The sequence below is a fragment of the Pseudoalteromonas sp. SA25 genome (assembly GCF_011378705.1).
GTDB lineage: Bacteria > Pseudomonadota > Gammaproteobacteria > Enterobacterales > Alteromonadaceae > Pseudoalteromonas > Pseudoalteromonas arctica.
The window spans coordinates 128,300-147,704 of sequence record NZ_WTKV01000006.1 but is presented as its reverse complement, the minus strand read 5'-3'; the positions used below and the strand labels follow the sequence as shown (position 1 = coordinate 147,704).

Below are 19,405 nucleotides of genomic sequence, written 5' to 3'. Positions count from 1 at the left end.
CATAAATAATTCTCACATGTTTTTAAATTTGGTGTCTCTGAGCAAACGACAATTTCAATGTTTTTTTATGCTTTTTATAATGGTCATGGCAAGCTTTAGTGTTTCAGCCTCGCCTAATGAGCAAACAAAAATAAAACAAATTGCACAGATTGCAGAGTATGTAGGTGTTGATTACGTGGCAGCTGTTGGGAATGGTGAAATACTTGATCCTGACGAATATCAAGAAATGACTGAATTTTCGCACGTTATTATTGAGCAAGCTGGACAGCTATCAAGCCAAACAAATGAGTTTGATACAGTAAAAGCACAAGCTAAAGCCCTGCATACAGCGATTGCCAATAAAGCGAGTGTTGCCGATGTACGTGCAGCAAGCTCAGCGCTTCGTGAGTCGCTACTGACCTTTATGCCGCAACTATCGTTACCTACATCACTACTTCCTGTTGAGCAAACTAAAGCGCTTTTTGCTGCTAACTGTTCAATGTGTCACGGCCCAAGTGGTCAAGGCGACGGCCCGCTTGCAAAAAACTTATCGCCAGAGCCTACCAACTTTACCGATGAAGAACGCGCAACTAACCGCTCATTAATGGGTTTATTTGACGCTGTAAGTAACGGTATTAACGACACGCCAATGGTTGCTTTTACTCAATTTAATGAACAACAACGTTGGTCTTTAGCTTTTTATGTAGGTAGCTTGGCATTTAAAGATGTTCAAAAACCACAAAACCTAGAGCAAAACATTACCGCTTCGCAGATTGTAAACTTAAACCCTGCACAATTATCGGCAGGTCAAAGTGAAGCACAAGCACATTACGTTAAATGGCTTCGTGGTAATCCAGAGCAACTATTTACCGGTAAAAAGAATCCGATAACGGTTACTCGCACGCAGTTGCTTGCAGCGCAAGCCGCGCATGCTAAAGGCAATTACTCACAAGCAAGTGATTTAGCAATTAGCGCTTACCTAGATGGCTTTGAGCTTGTTGAAAACAACTTAAATGCCTACGACGAAACACTGCGTAAAAACATCGAAGTACAACTGATGAACCTGCGCCAAACATTTAAAAACGAGAAAGATGCAGCCATCGTTGGCGAAAAAGTAAGTGCAGCGCTAGCTCAACTCGCTAAAGCAGATAGCATGCTAAACGAAACCAAACTAACTGATGGTGCACTCCTCTCAGCGAGTTTAGTTATATTACTACGCGAAGGCCTAGAAGCACTCCTCGTTATTATTGCCCTTATGACCGTACTTATTAAAACTAAACGCCAAGACGCACTTAAATATGTACATGTTGGTTGGGTAACCGCACTTATTGCTGGTTGCTTAACGTGGGCTGCGGCGCAAACATTAATAGAAATAAGTGGTGCAAGTCGCGAAGTTATGGAAGGTGCTGGTGCATTGTTTGCCGCTGTAATTTTACTTTATGTTGGCGTATGGATGCACAGTAAAACCAGTGCGCAGCAATGGCAAAAATACATCAAAGACAATATAGATAAGCGTCTTGAGTCGGGTACATTATGGGGTTTAGCAGGGCTTTCGTTTATAGCCGTATACCGAGAAGTCTTTGAAACTGTATTGTTCTATCAGTCTTTATTAACGCAAAGCTCGCCTGCTCAATATTCATCTATTGCTTCGGGTTTTGCGATAGCTGTAGCAATACTGGCTATTATTACGTGGGTATTAATTAAATACTCAATTAAATTACCGGTTGCTAAGTTTTTTGCAATTACCACTTACCTATTATTTGCACTCTCGTTTGTGCTTATGGGCAAAGCTGTTATTGCATTACAAGAGGCCGATATAATAGGTATTGCGCCGCTACCAATGAGCTTTGATATTGCATGGCTTGGTATAAAGTCAACATGGCAAGGTATTGTGGCTCAAGTATGTGTGTTCGCTATATTTAGCTTTTATATATTTAAAAGCAAAAACCAAGAGTAATGCCAATCTGCTTAAAAGTTTAAGCTAATTGGCATAAGCAAAATACATAGTAAAAAGGCCCGCAAGGGCCTTTTTGAGTTAATTGCTTATGTATTTAGTAAAGTTGGTATTATCAAGCCCATGTATCTAAATGGGGGTTTTTGTCATCATCTAGGTTAGACTTTTTTTTATTATTTTGATCATCAAGCATATTGAGCTTTTTCTTTTTTTGTAACTCACGCCTTTTTTTATTCTCTAATTCAACTTTTTCAGCGGCAGCCCCACTTTGCACACCCGCAATATGAAAAGCACTTTTTGACTCAACTTCTAGCCTAGTTATTCTTCCTAAATAAGGGATCATAATATCCATAAGTACTTCCTTATTTTTTCATTTTATTCATTAACCACTTGGTTTGAGTGATAAACAACCAATTGTTGGCGAAAATTGCGCTTATTATCTTAATATTATCGACAGTTATAACATATGCTTTAATTAAGCTAAAAAAAACTTGCCATAATATAGCTGTTTATGTTTTTATGAATGCGAAATTTATTTAAACAGATAACAACTGCACGTTAACAAAACAACGGGCAGTTACATAGGATAAAAAATGCGCTTAAACCTGACAACAGTACATCATCACCACCATTCACCGGAATAACCTGTCAGGTCTTTCGCTGAGAGGTTATTCCTAAAAGGAACCTCTGGCGATTCAAATAACATTGATTCATTTTCGCCCTGAGGTTCCCCTCGGGGTTTTTAGTTTTTAAATTAAAGGAAAATGAATAATGAACAACAGTAATCGTCTACGTATCGCCATCCAAAAAGGCGGCCGCCTATCTAAAGATTGTCAAGATCTGCTTAAACAGTTAGGTGTTAAACTTAACCTTCGTGAACAACGCTTAATTGCACACTCAACTAATATGCCAATTGACGTACTACGTGTGCGCGATGACGATATTCCGGGTTTAGTAATGGACGGTGTATGTGACTTAGGCATAGTTGGCGAAAACGTACTTGTAGAAGTTCAAGCAGAACGTGAACGACAAGGTGTTCCAAGTGAAGTAACCAAACTTTCAAAACTAGACTTTGGTTACTGTCGTCTTGCACTTGCATGGCCACAAGAGCTTGGCGCTCGCGATAAGAGCTGGTTTGAAGGCAAACGTATTGCGACTACCTACCCAGAAATTTTAACTCAGTGGTTAAAGCGCGAAGGCATTAACGCAAGTACAGTAATGCTTACGGGTTCTGTTGAAGTAGCACCGCGTGCGGGTTTATCTGATGCAATTTGTGATTTAGTATCTACTGGCGCAACACTTGAAGCTAACGGCTTAATTCAAGGCGAAACAATTTTAGAATCAAACGCCTGTTTAATTCAAAATAAAGATCTTCAAGATGCTGACAAACTAGCACTAATCAATAAGCTTATGCCGCGCCTACGTGGTGTTAGACAAGCTAAAGAAAGCAAATACATCATGCTACACGCACCAAAAAACAAACTTGATGAAATTTGTGAAATTTTACCTGGTTCTGGTCAACCTACTCTACTTGCCCTTGCTGGTAACGATGAATACGTAGCACTTCACATGGTAAGCAGCGAAACATTATTTTGGGAAACAATGGAGCAGTTAAAAGCCTTAGGCGCTAACTCTATTTTAGTTATGCCAATTGAAAAAATGATGGAGTAAGTGCCATGCTTCGTTGGAATGAGGAATCTTCACAAGTACAAGCAGCGGCGCTAATGCGCCCTGCAGTTTCTGCCAGTGCCAAGGTTGAAGCTATATGCAAAACTATTTTAGCTAACGTAAAAGAGCAAGGCGATGAAGCCTTACTTAGCATGGCTAAAGAGTTTGATAATAGATCTAACCCTCGCTTATGTGTTCCGCTTGATGAAATTAGCGCATCTGAGCAAGCACTAAGTGCAGAGCTTAAATACGCAATTGATACCGCTTATGCAAACGTTAAACGTTTTCACGAAGCGCAATTGCCAAAAGATATTAAATTATCGACCCAACCAGGCGTTGTATGTGAACTGAAATATCAAGCCATCGAAGCAGTCGGTATTTATGTACCCGGTGGCAGTGCTCCACTGCCATCGTCGGTTATTATGCAGGGTGTATTAGCGCAGTTAAGCGGCGCAAAAACCGTTGTACTTGCTACACCAGTACAAGGTGATAAAGCGATTAACCCTGCTATTTTATATGCAGCTAAGTTATGTGGCATTACTACTTTGATAGAAAGTGGTGGCGCAGGCGCAATTGCAGCAATGGCTTATGGCACCGAATCGGTTCCTAAAGTGAACAAAATATTTGGCCCAGGTAATAGCTTTGTAACAATGGCTAAACAGCTCGTTGCGCAAACTATTCCAGGTATGGCAATTGATATGCCAGCAGGTCCGTCTGAAGTACTTGTTATTGCAGATGAACGTGCAAACCCAGAATTTATAGCCGCCGATTTACTCTCACAAGCAGAGCACGGTGCAGACTCGCAAGTTATTTTATTATGTAACAGCGAGAGTATTATAGAACAAACTCAGCAGGCACTTACACGCCAGTTAGCTAATTTGAGCCGCAAAGAAACAGCCGAGCAAGCGCTCGCTAATTCTTCACTTATTTTAGTTGATTCAATTGAGCAAGCATTTGATGTATCGGCGCAATACGGACCAGAGCACTTAATTTTACAACTAGGCGATGCAACACCATACCTAGATAAAGTTAAAAACGCAGGCTCAGTATTTGTAGGTGACTACACGCCAGAATCAGCGGGCGATTACGCATCGGGTACTAACCACGTGTTACCAACATATGGTTACAGTGCAACATATTCTAGCTTAAACTTACTTGATTTTTTTCGTACATACACAGTGCAAACAATTACTAAAAGTGGTTTAACGCAGCTTTCAAAAGCTATTTTACCACTTGCAGATGCAGAAGGCCTTGATGCCCACGCTAATGCGGTTTCAATTCGTTTAGAGGCAATTAAAAATGAGCAATGAGAGCGCACAAGCGTCTAGCTTATTACCTAAGAATATTGCAGCCCTTGCTGCATACAGCTCTGCAAAAAGTGAAAAGCTAACCGGTACTACGTGGCTAAATGCTAACGAAAGCCCGTATGCTAAAAATCTTGAACTGAGTATTGAGGATTTAAATCGCTACCCTGATCCACAACCGCAACTGGTTATTGACCGTTACGCCGCTTATACAGAGCTTGAAAGCGAAAAAGTATTAATGACGCGCGGCGCAGATGAAGGCATTGAGCTTTTAGTGCGCACATACTGTGAGCCAGCTAAAGATAGTATTGCGCTATTTTTACCAACCTACGGTATGTACAAAGTTACCGCCGATACACACAACGTTGGTATTAACGCGCTTACACAAGAATTATTATTAAGTGGCAGTGCTGACGAAATAGTTGCAGCTGTTGGCAGCTCAAAACTGGTATTTATTTGTAACCCAAATAATCCAACGGGCAGCCTAACACCACTTGATAAAGTAAAAGCGATTGCTACAGCACTTGCGGGTTCTGCATTAGTTATTGTTGATGAAGCCTATATAGAGTTTTGCCCAGAGCAAAGCGCGACTAAGCTTATTAATGAGTTTAGTAATGTAGTGGTTTTGCGTACGCTTTCTAAAGCCTTTGCGCTAGCGGGCCTTAGAACCGGCTTTACCCTTGCACAAGCAGCAACTCTTGCGCCAATTCGTAAAGTCATTGCGCCGTATCCGGTATCGGGCGTAGTAGCAAGTATTGCAGCGCAAGCAATTGCACCTGATGCAATTACATCAATGCGCCGCCAAGTTACTATTTTAAATAGCTTAAAAGCTAAATTAGTGGATTGGCTAAACGCCTCCCCTGCTGCATTAAAAATTCTCACTGGTGAAGGTAACTTTGTTACTTTAAAATTAGCCGATAAAAACTATTTTAAAATTGCACTTGAGCAAGGTTTGGTTATGCGCGCTTTTACGCTATACGGTGAAGACGACTGGCTACGAATTTCAATTGGCAGTGAACAAGAACTTGAACAAGTAAAAATTTGGTTAGATGGCTTACAAACGCCAGCTTCCACAGCACCTTTAGCAGGAAACGAAGTATCATGAGTAACCCCTATTTATTTATCGACCGCGACGGCACTATCATTGAAGAGCCAATTACCGACAAACAGGTAGATAGCCTTGAAAAGCTAGCATTTTTACCTGGCGTTATCCCTGCGTTGTTACAATTACAAGCTGCAGGTTACCGTTTAGTTATGGTATCTAACCAAGATGGTTTGGGCACAGATAGCTTCCCTATTGCTGACTTTGATATAGCACAAGACAAAATGATGGACATAATGCAAAGCCAAGGCATTAGCTTTGACGAAGTATTAATTTGCCCTCACTTTAACGAGCAAAACTGCGATTGCCGTAAACCTAAAACAGGATTACTTACCGAGCTTATGCGCTCAGGCAAAGTAGATTTAGCACGCTCTTTTGTTATTGGCGACCGCGAAACTGATATTGGCCTTGCTCAAAATCTATGTTGTGAAGGTATTTTATACGACGGCGATTGGAGTGCGATAGTGACTAAGTTGACCACCGCAAACCGCGAAGGTCGTGTTACACGAAACACTAAAGAAACCCAAATTGATGTAGCCATAAACTTAGATCAAACTAAAAATGGCAGCATAGACACCGGCCTTGGCTTTTTTGATCACATGCTTGATCAAATTCGCACGCACGCAAACATTGGCTTAAACATCAAAGCCAAAGGCGATTTACACATAGACGAGCACCACCTTGTTGAAGACATTGGTATTGCTCTTGGTGTCGCACTTAAACAAGCCCTAGGTACTAAATCGCAAATTGCACGCTATGGTTTTGCTCTTCCTATGGATGAATGTAAAGCTGAAGCACAAATTGATTTATCGGGTCGTGCATCGTTTGTATTAAACGCTAACTTTAGCCGCGAAAAAGCCGGTGATTTAGACGTACAAATGGTTGAGCACTTTTTCAAAAGCTTAAGTGATAACGCCGCCATTAGCCTTATTTTATCGGTAAGCGACGGTAACTGTCATCACCAAGTAGAAGGCTTATTTAAAGCGTTTTCACGTGCTCTTCGTATGGCCGTAGCACAAGACACGACCCAGCAAACAGCCAGCTCTAAGGGATGTTTATGATTGCCATAATTAATACCGGTTGTGCCAATATAAATTCAGTACGTTTTGCGTTTGAACGCCTAGGGCAAACGCCAACAGTAATTACTTCACCAGAGCAATTAGCGGGTTTTGAGCGCGCTATATTACCAGGTGTAGGCCATGCATCGGTTGCTATGAAACGCCTAGTCGATAACGGCTGGCAACAAGCTATAAATGAATACCAGCGCCCGCTTATGGGAATTTGTTTAGGTATGCAGTTACTGTGCGAAAGCACCGAAGAAGGTAACGTACAGTGCCTAGGTAAAATACCAGGACAAGTAAAAGCACTTGATGTAGGCAATTTAACGTCGCCGCATATGGGTTGGAATAACTTAAGCGTTAACAAAGAGCATGCACTAACTAAAGGGCTTACGTTCGATGAGCAAGTGTATTTTGTTCATAGCTTTGCGCACACCGTAAACGACGCCACACTTGTAAGCGGCGAATACGGTCAAACCTTTTCAGCCATTGTTGCTAAAGACAATTACGCAGGCATGCAATTTCACCCAGAGCGCAGCGCAAAAGTTGGCGCACGTTTATTACAAAATTTTGTTGATTGGCAGTTGTAAGCTGCCCATTAACTAACAAAAAAGAGATTATTTGTGATTATTCCAGCATTAGACGTATTACAAAATCAAATTGTGCGCTTGTATCAAGGTAAATACGACACAGCACAGTTTTACCCTTTCGAACTTGGCGCGCGTTTAAAAGAATACGCCGACAGCGGCGCAGGTAAACTGCACCTTGTTGATTTAGAAGGTGCACGCGATCCAAGTAAAAAACAGTGGAAACATATTCAAGCTGCAACCAAAGCACTTAATGTACCGTACCAAGTGGGCGGCGGTATCCGCTCAGAGCAAGATGTAAGTGATTGGCTAAAAGCCGGTGCAAACCAAGTTGTTATTGGTTCAATGGCAGTAGAAAAACGCGAACAAGTAAAAGCGTGGATTGAACAATTTGGCGCAGAGCATTTTGTAATTGCTCTTGATGTAAATAAAACAGCCACGGGCTGGGCACCTGCTACGCACGGTTGGTTAAGTGAATCTGAATTTGGTTTACTTGAGCTGGTAGATTTTTACGTGGGCTTAGGTGTTATTGACTTTTTATGCACGGACATCAGTAAAGATGGCACCATGACGGGTCCATCGTTTGAGCTTTACGAAGACTTAACTCGCCATAACAGCACAATTAAAGTGCAAGCCTCAGGGGGCGTAAGCTCACTTGACGACATTAAAAAGCTTAAAGAGCTAGGTGTCGGCGGCGTTATTTTAGGCAAGTCTCTGCTTGATGGCGCATTTAGCGTTGAGGAGGCATTGGCATGTTATCAAAACGCATAATTCCATGTTTAGACGTTAAAGACGGTCAAGTAGTTAAAGGCGTTAAGTTTAAAGGCCATGAAATAGTTGGCGATATTTTAACAATGGCTAAAGCCTACAGCGAAGCTGGCGCCGATGAACTGGTTTTTTACGAAATCAGTGCAAGCGTTGAAAAACGCCTACTTGATGTAAACTGGGTAGAGAGCATTGCACGCAATATCGATATTCCATTTTGTGTAGCTGGCGGTATTAAATCGGTCGCTGATGCAGCGCGTGTTTTAGAGCGCGGTGCTGACAAAATAAGTATTAACAGCCCTGCTATTGCACGCCCTGAACTTATTAAAGAATTACACGATGAGTTTGGTAAGCAATGTGTTGTAGTCGGCATTGATAGTTTTTTTGATGAAACGACCGGTGAATATTTAGTGTATCAATTAACTGGCGATCCTAATGCATCAAGCCGTACGCGTTATAAAACACAAGAATGGGTTAAACGCGTACAAGACTTAGGCGCAGGCGAAATCGTATTAAACTGTATGAACCAAGATGGCGTTCGTAACGGTTACGACAACAAGCAGTTAAGTAAAATTCGCGAGCTATGTCACATTCCTTTAATCGCCTCAGGCGGTGCGGGCTCTATGCAAGATTTTGTTGATGTATTTAAACAAAGCAAAGTAGATGGTGCATTAGCCGCCAGCGTTTTTCATAAAAATGTGATTAACATTGGCGAACTAAAACAATTTTTAACAGATAACCAAGTGGCAGCAAGATTATGCAAGTAACACAACAAAACCAAGCTCAAGTCGATTTCGCTAAAAGTGACATGATCCCTGCTATTATTCAAGATGCCCGCTCGGGTGTTATTTTAATGCAAGGCTTTATGAACAGCGAAGCACTCGCTGTTACCCTTGATACCAATAAGGTAACGTTTTACTCGCGTTCAAAATCGCGTTTATGGACTAAAGGCGAGTCATCAGAAAACTACTTAAACGTAGTATCTGTGCATACCGATTGTGACTACGATTCAATTTTAGTCCTTGCCAACCCAGAAGGCCCAACGTGCCACTTAGGTACACAAAGCTGTTTTGGTGATGAAGCAAAACCAAGTTTAAGCTTTTTAGCACAGTTAGAAGATGTGATTGTAGCGCGTAAAAACGACGACCCTGAAAAAAGCTACACAGCGTCATTATTTGCAAAAGACTTAAGCCGTAGTTGTCAAAAAGTAGGTGAAGAAGGCGTAGAAGTTGCCCTTGCCGCTATGAAACACGATAACGATGAGCTAACAAACGAGTCTGCTGATTTAATTTATCACCTTACCGTATTGCTACAACGCCAAGGCTTAGCCCTTGAAGATGTAGTTAAATGCTTGCAAGGTCGCCATAAATAGCACCTGCTAAAGCAAATTACAAAAGGCCCATATTTTATGGGCCTTTTTGTTTTTCGCTTTTAGTTGAGTAAATTATGTATGGTATAGTGCGAGGCTCAATTAATCGGTTACTGTGAACTATGAAAAACTATATTATTCTTCTTATCATCGCGTTTATTTTAGCGGGCTGTACCAGCAAAACTAATCAGACTACAGCAACCACTAATACAACAAATCAGTCTGTAAAAACCTCAGTAATACCCGATGAATGCAGCACCATTAATAACCTAATAAATGGTTATGAGTCTGGTTTTAATTCAATAAAAACAGATAAAGTAAATAACCAGTTTACTAATCAATGGCGCACGAATACTCATATGATTGGAGCAAACTGTACAGTTACTTTAAATCAGTCAGAGCAAGTAAGTTACCAATGCCAAACACCTGTTAAAACACAAACGCAAACAATAAAGTCTCATCAAAAACTGGCTAAGCAATTACGCCAATGCTTAACCAAAACAGGTTGGTTTGAAAGCCAAAAAGAAACAGCAAGTTCAATTTACAGCACCTTTGTACTTGATACCAAAACCCCTGTCATTACACTCTCTACCAATCAAGAAGGTAATGGGTTTTCTACTCGCTTTGAAATTGCACCACCATTAGGACTTTAACAATGCGCCAATTAAATCAAAACAAAAAACCATCTAAATTTAAAACTGATTGCCTAGGAATATGCGAAAGGCGCAGCGGTTACTGCACCGGGTGTGGGCGTACCAACGAAGAAATTTTTGATTGGATAATATTATCTGAAGATGAAAAAAAAGCGATTTTAGAAACACCACGAGCAGATGCTAACTCATAACAAATAAAGCCCCTAATGTTAAAAGTAACAGTTAACAGTTAACTAAAAACTTTTTACTTGTTGTGGCTATTCATTTTAGTTGCGCTAATACAGCTTTCGACTACTTGCTCAAATGAGTTATTAATATCTATATTTATAACATTGGGCTCATCTTCTTTTGGTACTTCTAGCGTTTCAAATTGGCTTTTGAGTAAATCAACAGGCATAAAATGCCCTTTTCTGTCCTGCATACGGCTTTTAACCAGCTCAAAATCACCAAAAAGATGTAAAAAGGTAATGCATGTATTTCCATCACATATTTGTTCTCGGTATTTCTTTTTTAATGCTGAGCAGACTATTACCGCAATTTCATTTTTCTTTTCAATGCTAAATGCAGCATCACGTATTCTTTCTAGCCAAGGCACACGATCAGAATCATTTAAAGGCTGCCCAGATGACATCTTTAATATATTAGCCTTGGGATGTAAGTCGTCTCCGTCGATAAATTTAGCGCCAATGCGCTTTGCTAATGCATCACCCACACTTGACTTTCCTGTGCTTGAAACCCCCATTACAATATAAACACGACCTACATTTGTGTTACTCATGTATTTACCCTCGCCTTAATTTAATAATTAATTATTTTCAATGTATATATCATATTGAGTTACGGGCAACATGTTACCCGTAACAAATGCGAAAGTGAAGTTAAACACACACTAAACATCATAATTCACACTGAATATAAGTAGGGAAAAATGTCAGATTTATCATTAATACTAACAGCGGCAGGCTCCATATTTTTATTGCTTTTCTTAGTAATGAAAGTACGACTACATGCTGTCGTCTCTTTAATCCTTGTTTCTATGATTGCAGGATTACTCTCAGGAATGAGCCCTGAAATAATTGCCGCTACAATTCAAAAGGGAATGGCCGGAACACTAGGCTTTGTAGCGGTTGTGGTCGCTTTAGGTGCCATGTTTGGCAAAGTAATGGAAGAAACCGGCGCGCTGGATCGTATTGCCCACACAATTTTACACCGTTTTGGAGAAAAAAACGCTAATTGGGCGCTTACCTTTACGGGCTTTATTTGTGCCCTCCCCCTCTTTTTTGATGTGGCCGTTGTACTTTTAATCGGTATTGTTTTTGCTGTGGTACGAAAAGGCGGTGGCAGCGTTGTTAAAATTGGTATTGGGCTACTTGCTGGAATAGCGTCTTGTCAGGCGTTTCTTATTCCTGCGCCAGGGCCGATTTTGGTTGCCTCCCAGTTAGGCGCTGACTATGGTTATATGATTTTATTTGGCCTTATTGCTGCCATACCGGCAATGATTATAGGAGGTCCAATTTGGGGCTCTATTATTTCTAAATCTATTCATGTAGAACTCCCACAGCACGAACAAATCGACGATAACCAAAGAGTTGGTAAAGGCACGCCTAGTTTTGGATTAGCATTAGGTTTAATTGCTCTGCCATTAATTATGATTAGTTTAAATACTATTGGTAGCCGCTTTGTTGAAAAAGACTCTGATTTATATAATTGGTTAGCCTTTATAGGTCATCCATTTACTGCAATTTTAGTTGCCTGCCTAATGGCATTTTATTTGCTCGGCGCAAGGCGCGGTGTCCCTAATGCTAGAATCATGGAAATTTGTGGTAGTGCCTTACAACCTGCGGGAATTATTATTCTTGTCACTGGTGCCGGTGGGGTATTTAAACAAGTATTAGTTGATTCAGGAGTAGGTACGGCACTGGGTAATTACTTAGCTGGCTCAGGCTTACCGATTGTAATACTCGCTTTTGTATTATCAGCCGCTGTGCGGGTCATTCAAGGCTCTGCGACAGTAGCTATGCTTACAGCGTGTGGCTTAATTATTCCAATGCTTCAGCCTTTAGGCCTTGATGGAGCGCAGCTTGCCGCTGTCACTATCGCTATTGGTGGGGGCTCTATTGTGCTCTCCCATGTAAACGACTCAGGATTTTGGTTAGCAAGTCGCTATCTCGGTTTGAGCGAAATGCAAACTCTTAAAACATGGACAGTAATGGAAACCATTATTGGTACTGTTGGCGCACTTGTCGCTATGATTATTTCTCTGTTTTTGTAAATTTACAGTGTGTAGAGTTATCATCACACATATAAAAATCACCTGAGCCTTTTGTTATTTAGGCTCAGGTAATTAAGCTCATGTAATTAGGCTCATATAATTAGAGTATTTAAACACTTTCACCTAGATGAACTATATAACCAGTATCAATTACTTGCTCATAATTCATGCTAGTATCCAAATCGGAATTAATCCGGCTCAACAACTCTCTTCCCGCAACATTACCTATCTGATAACGAGGGGTGATCACACTTGCTAATTGAGGCACCATTGCTTGGCCAATATCATGACCATGAAAACCCACAACCCCTATTTGGCTAGGCACTAAAATGTTGCTTCGCTGGCACTCAAAAATAGCCCCAATTGCTAAATCATCATTAGTACAAAACAAACAGTCAGTATTTGGGTAGTCAGTACGCGCTTTTTGTAAAAGTTCAGCGCCTAAACTGTAAGATGAAGCTTGATCAGTCATCACACTTTTAGGCGTAAAGCCTTTAGCTAACATAGCATCTGAATAGCCTTGAAATTTTAGGCGTGTTCGTACATCGAGCCTTGCTCCTATATAAACAATATTGCGATAGCCTTTATTTAAAAGTGCTGTCGTGATATCAAAAGCGGCTTTAACGTTATCAAAACCAACCGCTTGCTGCATAGGAGAGTGATGAGTATCCATTATTTCAATCACAGGTACGCCTGACATTTCAATCATTTTTAGCGTTCTGTCTGTGTGTGTGGTTTCTGATAAAATTAAACCATCAACGTGGTACGACAATAAATACTCAACCCGTTTTTCTTCAATTTCAGGGTTGTAACCATAATGGGCCAACATTGTTTGATATCCTGCAGGCCCTGTTACATCTTCAATACCTCTTATAACTTGAGCAAACACGTGATTCGTTAACGATGGAACTAGTACACCAATAGAGTAGCTTTTAGCATTAGAGAGTAAATCAGGAGCTTTATTTGCAATGTAGCCTAGCGTATCAATAGCTGCACTAATTTTAGTGCGAGTAGACTCTGATACTTTTTCGGGATTACGTAAATAACGACTCACCGTCATTTTGGTTACACCAACCGCATCGGCAATATCTTGAAGAGAAGAACGTTTGTTTTTTTTCATCACACACAATTAAATAAAATGTTACTTGTAACATACCAACTATTGTGAAAAATCACTACTTTTAGCCATTTTTATTTAAGTTAAAATAATAAATATTTAGCCTACCGCCTGTATTTAAACTGTTGCTAACTGAATGGTTAAAAAGGTTTAGAAAACCTAAACCTTTTTAACAAACGATACTGTATTTACAATAAAGCTGAACAAGCATTTCTAAATGATGTAATTTTAAGCTTTATCGAGCGCTTGGCTTACATCGGCAATTATATCTACAATGTTCTCAATACCAACCGACAAACGAATTAAATCGCGACTTACACCCGCATTAGCAAGTTCTTCATCATTTAGTTGGCGGTGTGTGGTTGATGCAGGATGACACGCAAGCGACTTGGCATCGCCAATATTAACTAAGCGTAAAATCATGTTTAGCGCATCAATAAAACGAGTACCTGCTTCTAGTCCACCAGCAATACCAAAACTTAAAATACCGGATGCTTTACCACTGGTGATTTTTTGACTCATTTCGTTATACGGACTTGATTTAAGCCCTGCGTAATTAACCCAAAGCACTTTTGGATGATTTTCTAAATACTCAGCCAGGTGCTGTGCATTTTCGCAGTGGCGATCCATTCTTAAGCCTAAGGTTTCAAGGCCGATTAAAATGTCAGATGCGTTTTTAGGGGCAAGCGCTGCGCCAGTATTTCTAAGTGGCACTACTCTACAACGACCAATAAATGCAGCTTCAGCAAAAGCTTCGGTATAAACCACATTGTGATACGACGGATCGGGCTCGTTCATCATTGCAAAACGCGTGGCATTCGCTTTCCAATCAAATTTTCCTGAGTCGACAATCATGCCGCCAATAGCAGTACCGTGCCCGTTTATATACTTTGTAAGTGAGTGAACCACTATATCGGCGCCCAGCTCAAATGGGCGACATAAATACGGCGTAGCCACGGTATTATCAACAATAAGCGGCACACCTTTGCTATGTGCAATACGTGCTAAACGTTCAATATCAACAATATTACCTGCAGGATTACCAATAGATTCACAAAAAACAGCGCGGGTGTTGTCGTCAATTGCATTCTCGAACGCGGTAAAGTCATCGGCTTTAATCATGCGCGCTTCAATACCTTGCCTAGGTAGAGTATGTGCAAATAAGTTATACGTGCCACCATATACTTGGCTGGTACTTACAATATTAGTGCCTACTTCACACAAACATTGAATAGCATACGTAATAGCGGCCATCCCAGAGGCAACAGCTAGCCCACCAATACCCCCTTCCATTGCAGCAATACGTTGTTCAAGTACGGCATTAGTTGGGTTCATTATGCGGGTGTAAATATTTCCAGGTACTTTTAAATCGAATAAATCAGCGCCATGCTGCGTATTATCAAATGTATAAGAAGAAGTGTGATAGATAGGCACGGCTGCCGATTTGGTCGTAGCCTCAGATTCGTAACCGTGGTGCAGTGCTAATGACTCTAATTTCATAATTATTTCCTTCAATTAATTTACCACTAAGCTAGCACTTCTTGGTTATAAAATGCACATGAAATATATTAAAGGGTGTTGAGCTGAGGTGATTTGATTTAAGTTAAAGGCGGTGATTAGCAGACATTCAAAGGCTAAATAACAACTAGTCAGCCCTTTTACTAACAATATAATAACCCACCCCAAGTATAATATTTATTATTGGTAATAATTTACACAATTTGCTATTAATAGAAGCCCATAAAATAAGGATATTCCAGCGTAAAAAAGAAAAGTATCCTTCAATAAACCTGCAGTGTAATAAAAGGAGTTATTAGTATGTCAAAAGTGTTCGAGTTAAAATCAAACAAAAATATTGCCATAAAAATGAGTTGTGGTGTGACATTAATTTGCGCTACATACATATCATTCCATAACATATTTGTAGGACTAGGTTTAGCTGTCGTCTCTATTCTCATAACTTACTCTGTATTAAGTAAGAAAGGTAGTTGGTTCTCTTAGTTATAACTTGAAACTATTTGCGTTACATTATTCATACCAAGCAATCAAAGTAAGGCTATACAATATAAATGAATGCTGAAAACGCCATAGAGAGCCATCACCGAAAGCTCTCTGATATTTTAAATAATGAGTTCGAAGATCTTTACGAATCAATTAAGAGTGACAAGTTAAGAATTTTATTCTCTACGCTTCACTCTAGCGTCACTAGTCTTTTTGATTCGATGAATAATAGACTTCCGACAGATGAAGACTCGGCTCACTTCTGGGCAGAACCGAGTAGAGATCTCATTAGCTCTATAGAAACCATTGAAGCTTTAGAGAGATCTTTAAAGAACTCTGAACATGCATTCTCTATCGAGGAGTACCACCGAGACAAGCTTACTTTTTGCAAGAGCTTTTTAAGCAAAAGTGGTGGGAGTACAATTCCCGCTTATACTGAAAAGTTAGAGCTCTATTACACTATCCCAATATTTTTTCCACAAAGCTCTGTAAAAATTGAGAATAAAAATAATACAGCTAACCTAAAGGCGCTTGGTAGCGGATCTTATGCAAACGTCTATAAATATTTCGACAGTTTCTATCTTAAAAATTTTGCTTTAAAACGAGCAAAGAAAGATCTAAATGCAAAAGAAATTGAAAGGTTCAGGCGTGAGCACGAACAAATGAGCATGCTAAGCTCACCATATATTCTCGAAGTTTATGGGTTCAATGAAAAAAACAATGAGTATGTTATGGAATTTATGGACAGCTCTTTAGATAAATACATGTTAAAAAATAATTCCAAGTTGTCGTTCCAAGATCGCGTTAAGTTAGGATTACAAATCCTCAGAGCTTTCTCGTACATACATTCCAAAAGTATTTTACACAGAGATATTAATCCTAAGAATATCTTACTCAAAGAATATGATGATGTAGCAGTAGTGAAAATAGCAGATTTTGGACTAGTGAAAATCGTTGATAGTGAACTAACTTCGCCTGATTCAGATTTTAAGGGGTACTATAATGATCCAAGCTTAGTTACGGAAGGCTTTGATAGCTATAGCATTTTGCATGAAACATACGCGTTGACTCGCATTTTATATTATGTGTTAACCGGAAAAAGTAAGACTGAAAAGCCACCAGAAAATGTCCGTGATTTCATTAATAGAGGTCTTAGCAGCGATAAGGCTATTAGATTTAAGAATATTGACGAATTAGGCAAAGCTTTTCAAACCATCACGCCAATGTGATTTGGCCGCGTACCATAAAAAGCCCTGCAATTAGTAGCCATAAATAAACGAATCAAATACCAACAAAAAAGGCGCTTCCTTTACGGTAAGCGCCCTTCTCTTATCTCACTAATTACTTATTTTACGATTGTCATTTCGTCTAATAAGTTTTGTGCATTATCTACTTTATCCATTACCCACAGCATGTAGCGCGAATCAACGTGGATTGAGCGATTAAGCTCAGGGTTGTAATCCCAGTCACCAATAATACTTTCGTAAACACCGTCAAACAGTAAACCAACAAGCTCTGCTTTGCCGTTAAGTGTTGGCGAACCTGAGTTACCACCGGTAGTGTCTACATTTGATAAAAAGTTAACGGGTACTGTATTCATGCCACCCGTGTAATCACCGTAAAGCTTGGCTTTAATTTGCTCTTGTAGCTTTTTAGGTGCATTAAATGGGTCAACATCAGTGTTTTTAGCTAGTAACCCTTCAAGCGAGGTAAAAGGTGTTGCTACCAAGCCATCTTGAGGTGAGTAGCCGCCTACGGTGCCATAGGTTACTCGTAATGTGCTGTTAGCATCGGCGTATACAGGTTTGTTTTTAGCTTTGTTAAACGCAATGATTGCGCTCATTAGCTCTGGGCGAGCGGCTTGTAATTTACCTGCAAGTGCTTTTGATTTATCTTCCTCAGCTTTCATTACTTTAAATATTGCTTTAGCGTACTGCACAAATGGGTCTTGGCTTTGATTTAGCTGGCTAAACGATTGCTCAAACAATGAACTTCGAACAGTGGCATTATCGAGTCTTGACTGCTCATACATGCTATCAAGTAACGCGCTTTGGGTTGCTTTATCAAACCCATTTTGTACTTTAAATACGTTATCAACGTCGCTAAAACGCTCTTCTTTTGGAAGTGCTGCATACAGTTCTAAAAAGTGCAGTAAAATAGCTTTGTCTACTTTGCTATCATAACGGCGCGTCATGCGCTCAAGCCCTGCTTTAATGCGAGGTAAGTCACGTTCTTGATAACCAGATTCACGTTCGCTATTTGGCTTTTGCTTTTCATAAGCTAAGCGGTATAAACGTCGTGCTGTGCTGATCATTTGTGAGCGATGTACATAACCTAACATTCGGTAGCGTTCACTGTGCTCTTGTGATTGCGCAATTAGCTCAGATAGCTCACCTAATACGCTTCCGTATTGTTCTTTACGCTCACTATCGCTATTGATCCATTGTGTTAACTCTTGCTCAAACTGTTTTTTGCGCTCAAGCATAGTGCCTTTTTTGAAGCTTTCGATCATCGAACCATAGTTTTTAATATAGTTGTTATAACCTGCAATGGTGCTTTCGTAAGCAATACGCGCTTTACTGCCGTCTTCTGAGTTTTCTTCAATAAGCGACACGTATTTTGAGTTATGAACGCGTGCTTTAGGGTAGCTGTCGTTAAATACGTTATCTACCTCTGTTGCTATACGGTAGCGGTTAGTACGTCCTGGGTAGCCTGTAACCATTACAAAGTCGCCTTCTTGCACGCCTTTGGCACTTACTTTTAGGTAAGAGTCAGGTACGTAAGGTACGTTGTCTTCGCTGTACTCAGCTGGTTTTCCATCTTTGCCTACATAAGCGCGGTAAAAACCAAAGTCGCCTGTGTGGCGCGGCCACATCCAGTTATCTATATCGCCGCCGTATTTACCTACGCCCATTGCCGGTGCATAAGTTAAGCGTACGTCTTTAATTTCAAGTGACTTAATTAGGTAAAACTCTAAACCACCATGAAACGAATACACGTTACAACGATAGCTTTCGTCGGCTTCACACTGGGCTACTAGCGCTTTTTCATTTTTTTCGAGTGCGTCGTAGCGTGCTTTTGCTGTTAACTCGTTAGTACCTTTAATTACTTCATCTGTTACGTTGGTAACCGTTTTTGTTACATATACGCGTGAGCCCGGCGCTGCAGGTAAATCTTCTGTAGGACTTTTAGCTAAAAAGCCATTTTCTAAAATATTGTTTTCAGGTGTTGAGTTGTATTGTACCGAGCCATAAACACAGTGATGGTTTGACACAACTAAACCCTTAGGCGATACAAACGATGCTGTACAGCCACCTAGGCTAATTACCGCATTCATTGGGAATTCGGTTAATTTAGAAATAGATTCAACATCAATTTCAAGCCCTTTGGCTTTTAAAATTGATTCTAACTCTGGAAGTTGGTGTGGTTGCCACATGCCTTCGTCGGCTATGGCACTACTTGAAAGTGATAAAGAAAATGTGGCTACTAATGTAGCTACAAGAGGTTTTAAACGCATTATAGAATCCTTTTTATTTGTTTCTATAACAGGTTACTCGCGATGGGACAATAAGGTCA

18 protein-coding genes are annotated in these 19,405 nt (G+C 40.2%); 13 read left to right on the top strand and 5 right to left on the bottom strand.

What is annotated here, in order from left to right; translation table 11 throughout:
- The first annotated feature begins 79 nt into the window (after window positions 1-79).
- Window positions 80-1,936: a cytochrome c/FTR1 family iron permease gene (locus tag GQR45_RS06985; protein WP_165725555.1), complete on the top strand. Its 1,857-nt coding sequence runs from the start codon at window positions 80-82 to the stop codon at window positions 1,934-1,936.
- A 112-nt stretch (window positions 1,937-2,048) separates the two neighbouring features.
- Here GQR45_RS06985 and GQR45_RS06980 read toward each other — a convergent pair whose 3' ends face one another.
- Window positions 2,049-2,285 (bottom strand): hypothetical protein, encoded by a 237-nt coding sequence (locus GQR45_RS06980; protein ID WP_165725516.1) that lies wholly within the window; start codon window positions 2,283-2,285, stop codon window positions 2,049-2,051.
- 419 nt (window positions 2,286-2,704) lie between these two features.
- On the opposite strand from GQR45_RS06980, the gene hisG reads away from it, so the two are divergent.
- The 10 genes from hisG (at window position 2,705) to GQR45_RS06930 (ending at window position 10,630) form a co-directional block, all read left to right on the top strand.
- Window positions 2,705-3,604 (top strand): ATP phosphoribosyltransferase, encoded by a 900-nt coding sequence (gene hisG, locus GQR45_RS06975; RefSeq protein WP_007580644.1) that lies wholly within the window; start codon window positions 2,705-2,707, stop codon window positions 3,602-3,604.
- Window positions 3,605-3,609: 5 nt separating this feature from the next.
- Window positions 3,610-4,911, top strand: coding sequence for a histidinol dehydrogenase (hisD, locus tag GQR45_RS06970; protein WP_165725515.1), 1,302 nt, complete (start codon window positions 3,610-3,612; stop codon window positions 4,909-4,911).
- The gene (gene hisC / locus GQR45_RS06965) at window positions 4,901-6,010 is read left to right on the top strand and encodes a histidinol-phosphate transaminase (protein ID WP_165725514.1); all 1,110 of its coding nucleotides are present in this window, start codon (window positions 4,901-4,903) and stop codon (window positions 6,008-6,010) included. The genes hisD and hisC overlap by 11 nt, the downstream gene beginning before the upstream one ends.
- On the top strand, window positions 6,007-7,068 hold the full coding sequence (gene hisB / locus GQR45_RS06960; RefSeq protein WP_024611093.1) for a bifunctional histidinol-phosphatase/imidazoleglycerol-phosphate dehydratase HisB: 1,062 nt from the start codon (window positions 6,007-6,009) through the stop codon (window positions 7,066-7,068). Before hisC ends, hisB begins: the two co-directional genes overlap by 4 nt.
- On the top strand, window positions 7,065-7,655 hold the full coding sequence (gene hisH / locus GQR45_RS06955) for an imidazole glycerol phosphate synthase subunit HisH (RefSeq protein ID WP_165725513.1): 591 nt from the start codon (window positions 7,065-7,067) through the stop codon (window positions 7,653-7,655). Before hisB ends, hisH begins: the two co-directional genes overlap by 4 nt.
- A gap of 33 nt (window positions 7,656-7,688) precedes the next feature.
- Entirely contained in the window at window positions 7,689-8,423 is a 735-nt protein-coding gene (locus GQR45_RS06950) for a 1-(5-phosphoribosyl)-5-[(5-phosphoribosylamino)methylideneamino] imidazole-4-carboxamide isomerase (protein ID WP_010552951.1), read from the top strand.
- Window positions 8,405-9,184 carry an imidazole glycerol phosphate synthase subunit HisF gene (hisF, locus tag GQR45_RS06945; protein ID WP_165725512.1) on the top strand — a complete coding sequence of 260 codons (780 nt, stop codon included), beginning with the start codon at window positions 8,405-8,407 and terminating at the stop codon, window positions 9,182-9,184. Before GQR45_RS06950 ends, hisF begins: the two co-directional genes overlap by 19 nt.
- A complete protein-coding gene (hisIE, locus tag GQR45_RS06940) occupies window positions 9,175-9,789 on the top strand; it encodes a bifunctional phosphoribosyl-AMP cyclohydrolase/phosphoribosyl-ATP diphosphatase HisIE (protein ID WP_007376299.1) in 615 nt (204 codons plus the stop codon). Before hisF ends, hisIE begins: the two co-directional genes overlap by 10 nt.
- A gap of 119 nt (window positions 9,790-9,908) precedes the next feature.
- The gene (locus GQR45_RS06935; protein ID WP_165725511.1) at window positions 9,909-10,439 is read left to right on the top strand and encodes a hypothetical protein; all 531 of its coding nucleotides are present in this window, start codon (window positions 9,909-9,911) and stop codon (window positions 10,437-10,439) included.
- A gap of 2 nt (window positions 10,440-10,441) precedes the next feature.
- Window positions 10,442-10,630, top strand: a complete 189-nt coding sequence (locus GQR45_RS06930) for a DUF1289 domain-containing protein (protein WP_002960277.1) — start codon at window positions 10,442-10,444, stop codon at window positions 10,628-10,630.
- Window positions 10,631-10,683: 53 nt separating this feature from the next.
- Here the strand turns inward: GQR45_RS06930 and GQR45_RS06925 are convergent, their stop codons facing one another.
- A complete protein-coding gene (locus GQR45_RS06925) occupies window positions 10,684-11,217 on the bottom strand; it encodes a gluconokinase (protein ID WP_165725510.1) in 534 nt (177 codons plus the stop codon).
- Between the two features lie 150 nt (window positions 11,218-11,367).
- On the opposite strand from GQR45_RS06925, the gene gntU reads away from it, so the two are divergent.
- The gene (gene gntU / locus GQR45_RS06920; RefSeq protein WP_165725509.1) at window positions 11,368-12,711 is read left to right on the top strand and encodes a gluconate transporter; all 1,344 of its coding nucleotides are present in this window, start codon (window positions 11,368-11,370) and stop codon (window positions 12,709-12,711) included.
- A 109-nt stretch (window positions 12,712-12,820) separates the two neighbouring features.
- Here gntU and gntR read toward each other — a convergent pair whose 3' ends face one another.
- Both gntR and GQR45_RS06910 read right to left on the bottom strand, forming a co-directional pair.
- Window positions 12,821-13,831, bottom strand: coding sequence for a gluconate operon transcriptional repressor GntR (gene gntR / locus GQR45_RS06915; protein WP_165725508.1), 1,011 nt, complete (start codon window positions 13,829-13,831; stop codon window positions 12,821-12,823).
- Between the two features lie 225 nt (window positions 13,832-14,056).
- Window positions 14,057-15,328 (bottom strand): aminotransferase class I/II-fold pyridoxal phosphate-dependent enzyme, encoded by a 1,272-nt coding sequence (locus GQR45_RS06910; RefSeq protein ID WP_165725507.1) that lies wholly within the window; start codon window positions 15,326-15,328, stop codon window positions 14,057-14,059.
- 569 nt (window positions 15,329-15,897) lie between these two features.
- Between GQR45_RS06910 and GQR45_RS06905 the strand changes: the two genes are divergently transcribed.
- The gene (locus GQR45_RS06905; protein WP_165725506.1) at window positions 15,898-17,058 is read left to right on the top strand and encodes a protein kinase family protein; all 1,161 of its coding nucleotides are present in this window, start codon (window positions 15,898-15,900) and stop codon (window positions 17,056-17,058) included.
- A gap of 116 nt (window positions 17,059-17,174) precedes the next feature.
- On the opposite strand, the gene GQR45_RS06900 is transcribed toward GQR45_RS06905, so the two are convergent.
- Entirely contained in the window at window positions 17,175-19,346 is a 2,172-nt protein-coding gene (locus GQR45_RS06900; protein ID WP_165725505.1) for a S46 family peptidase, read from the bottom strand.
- Window positions 19,347-19,405 lie beyond the last annotated feature (59 nt).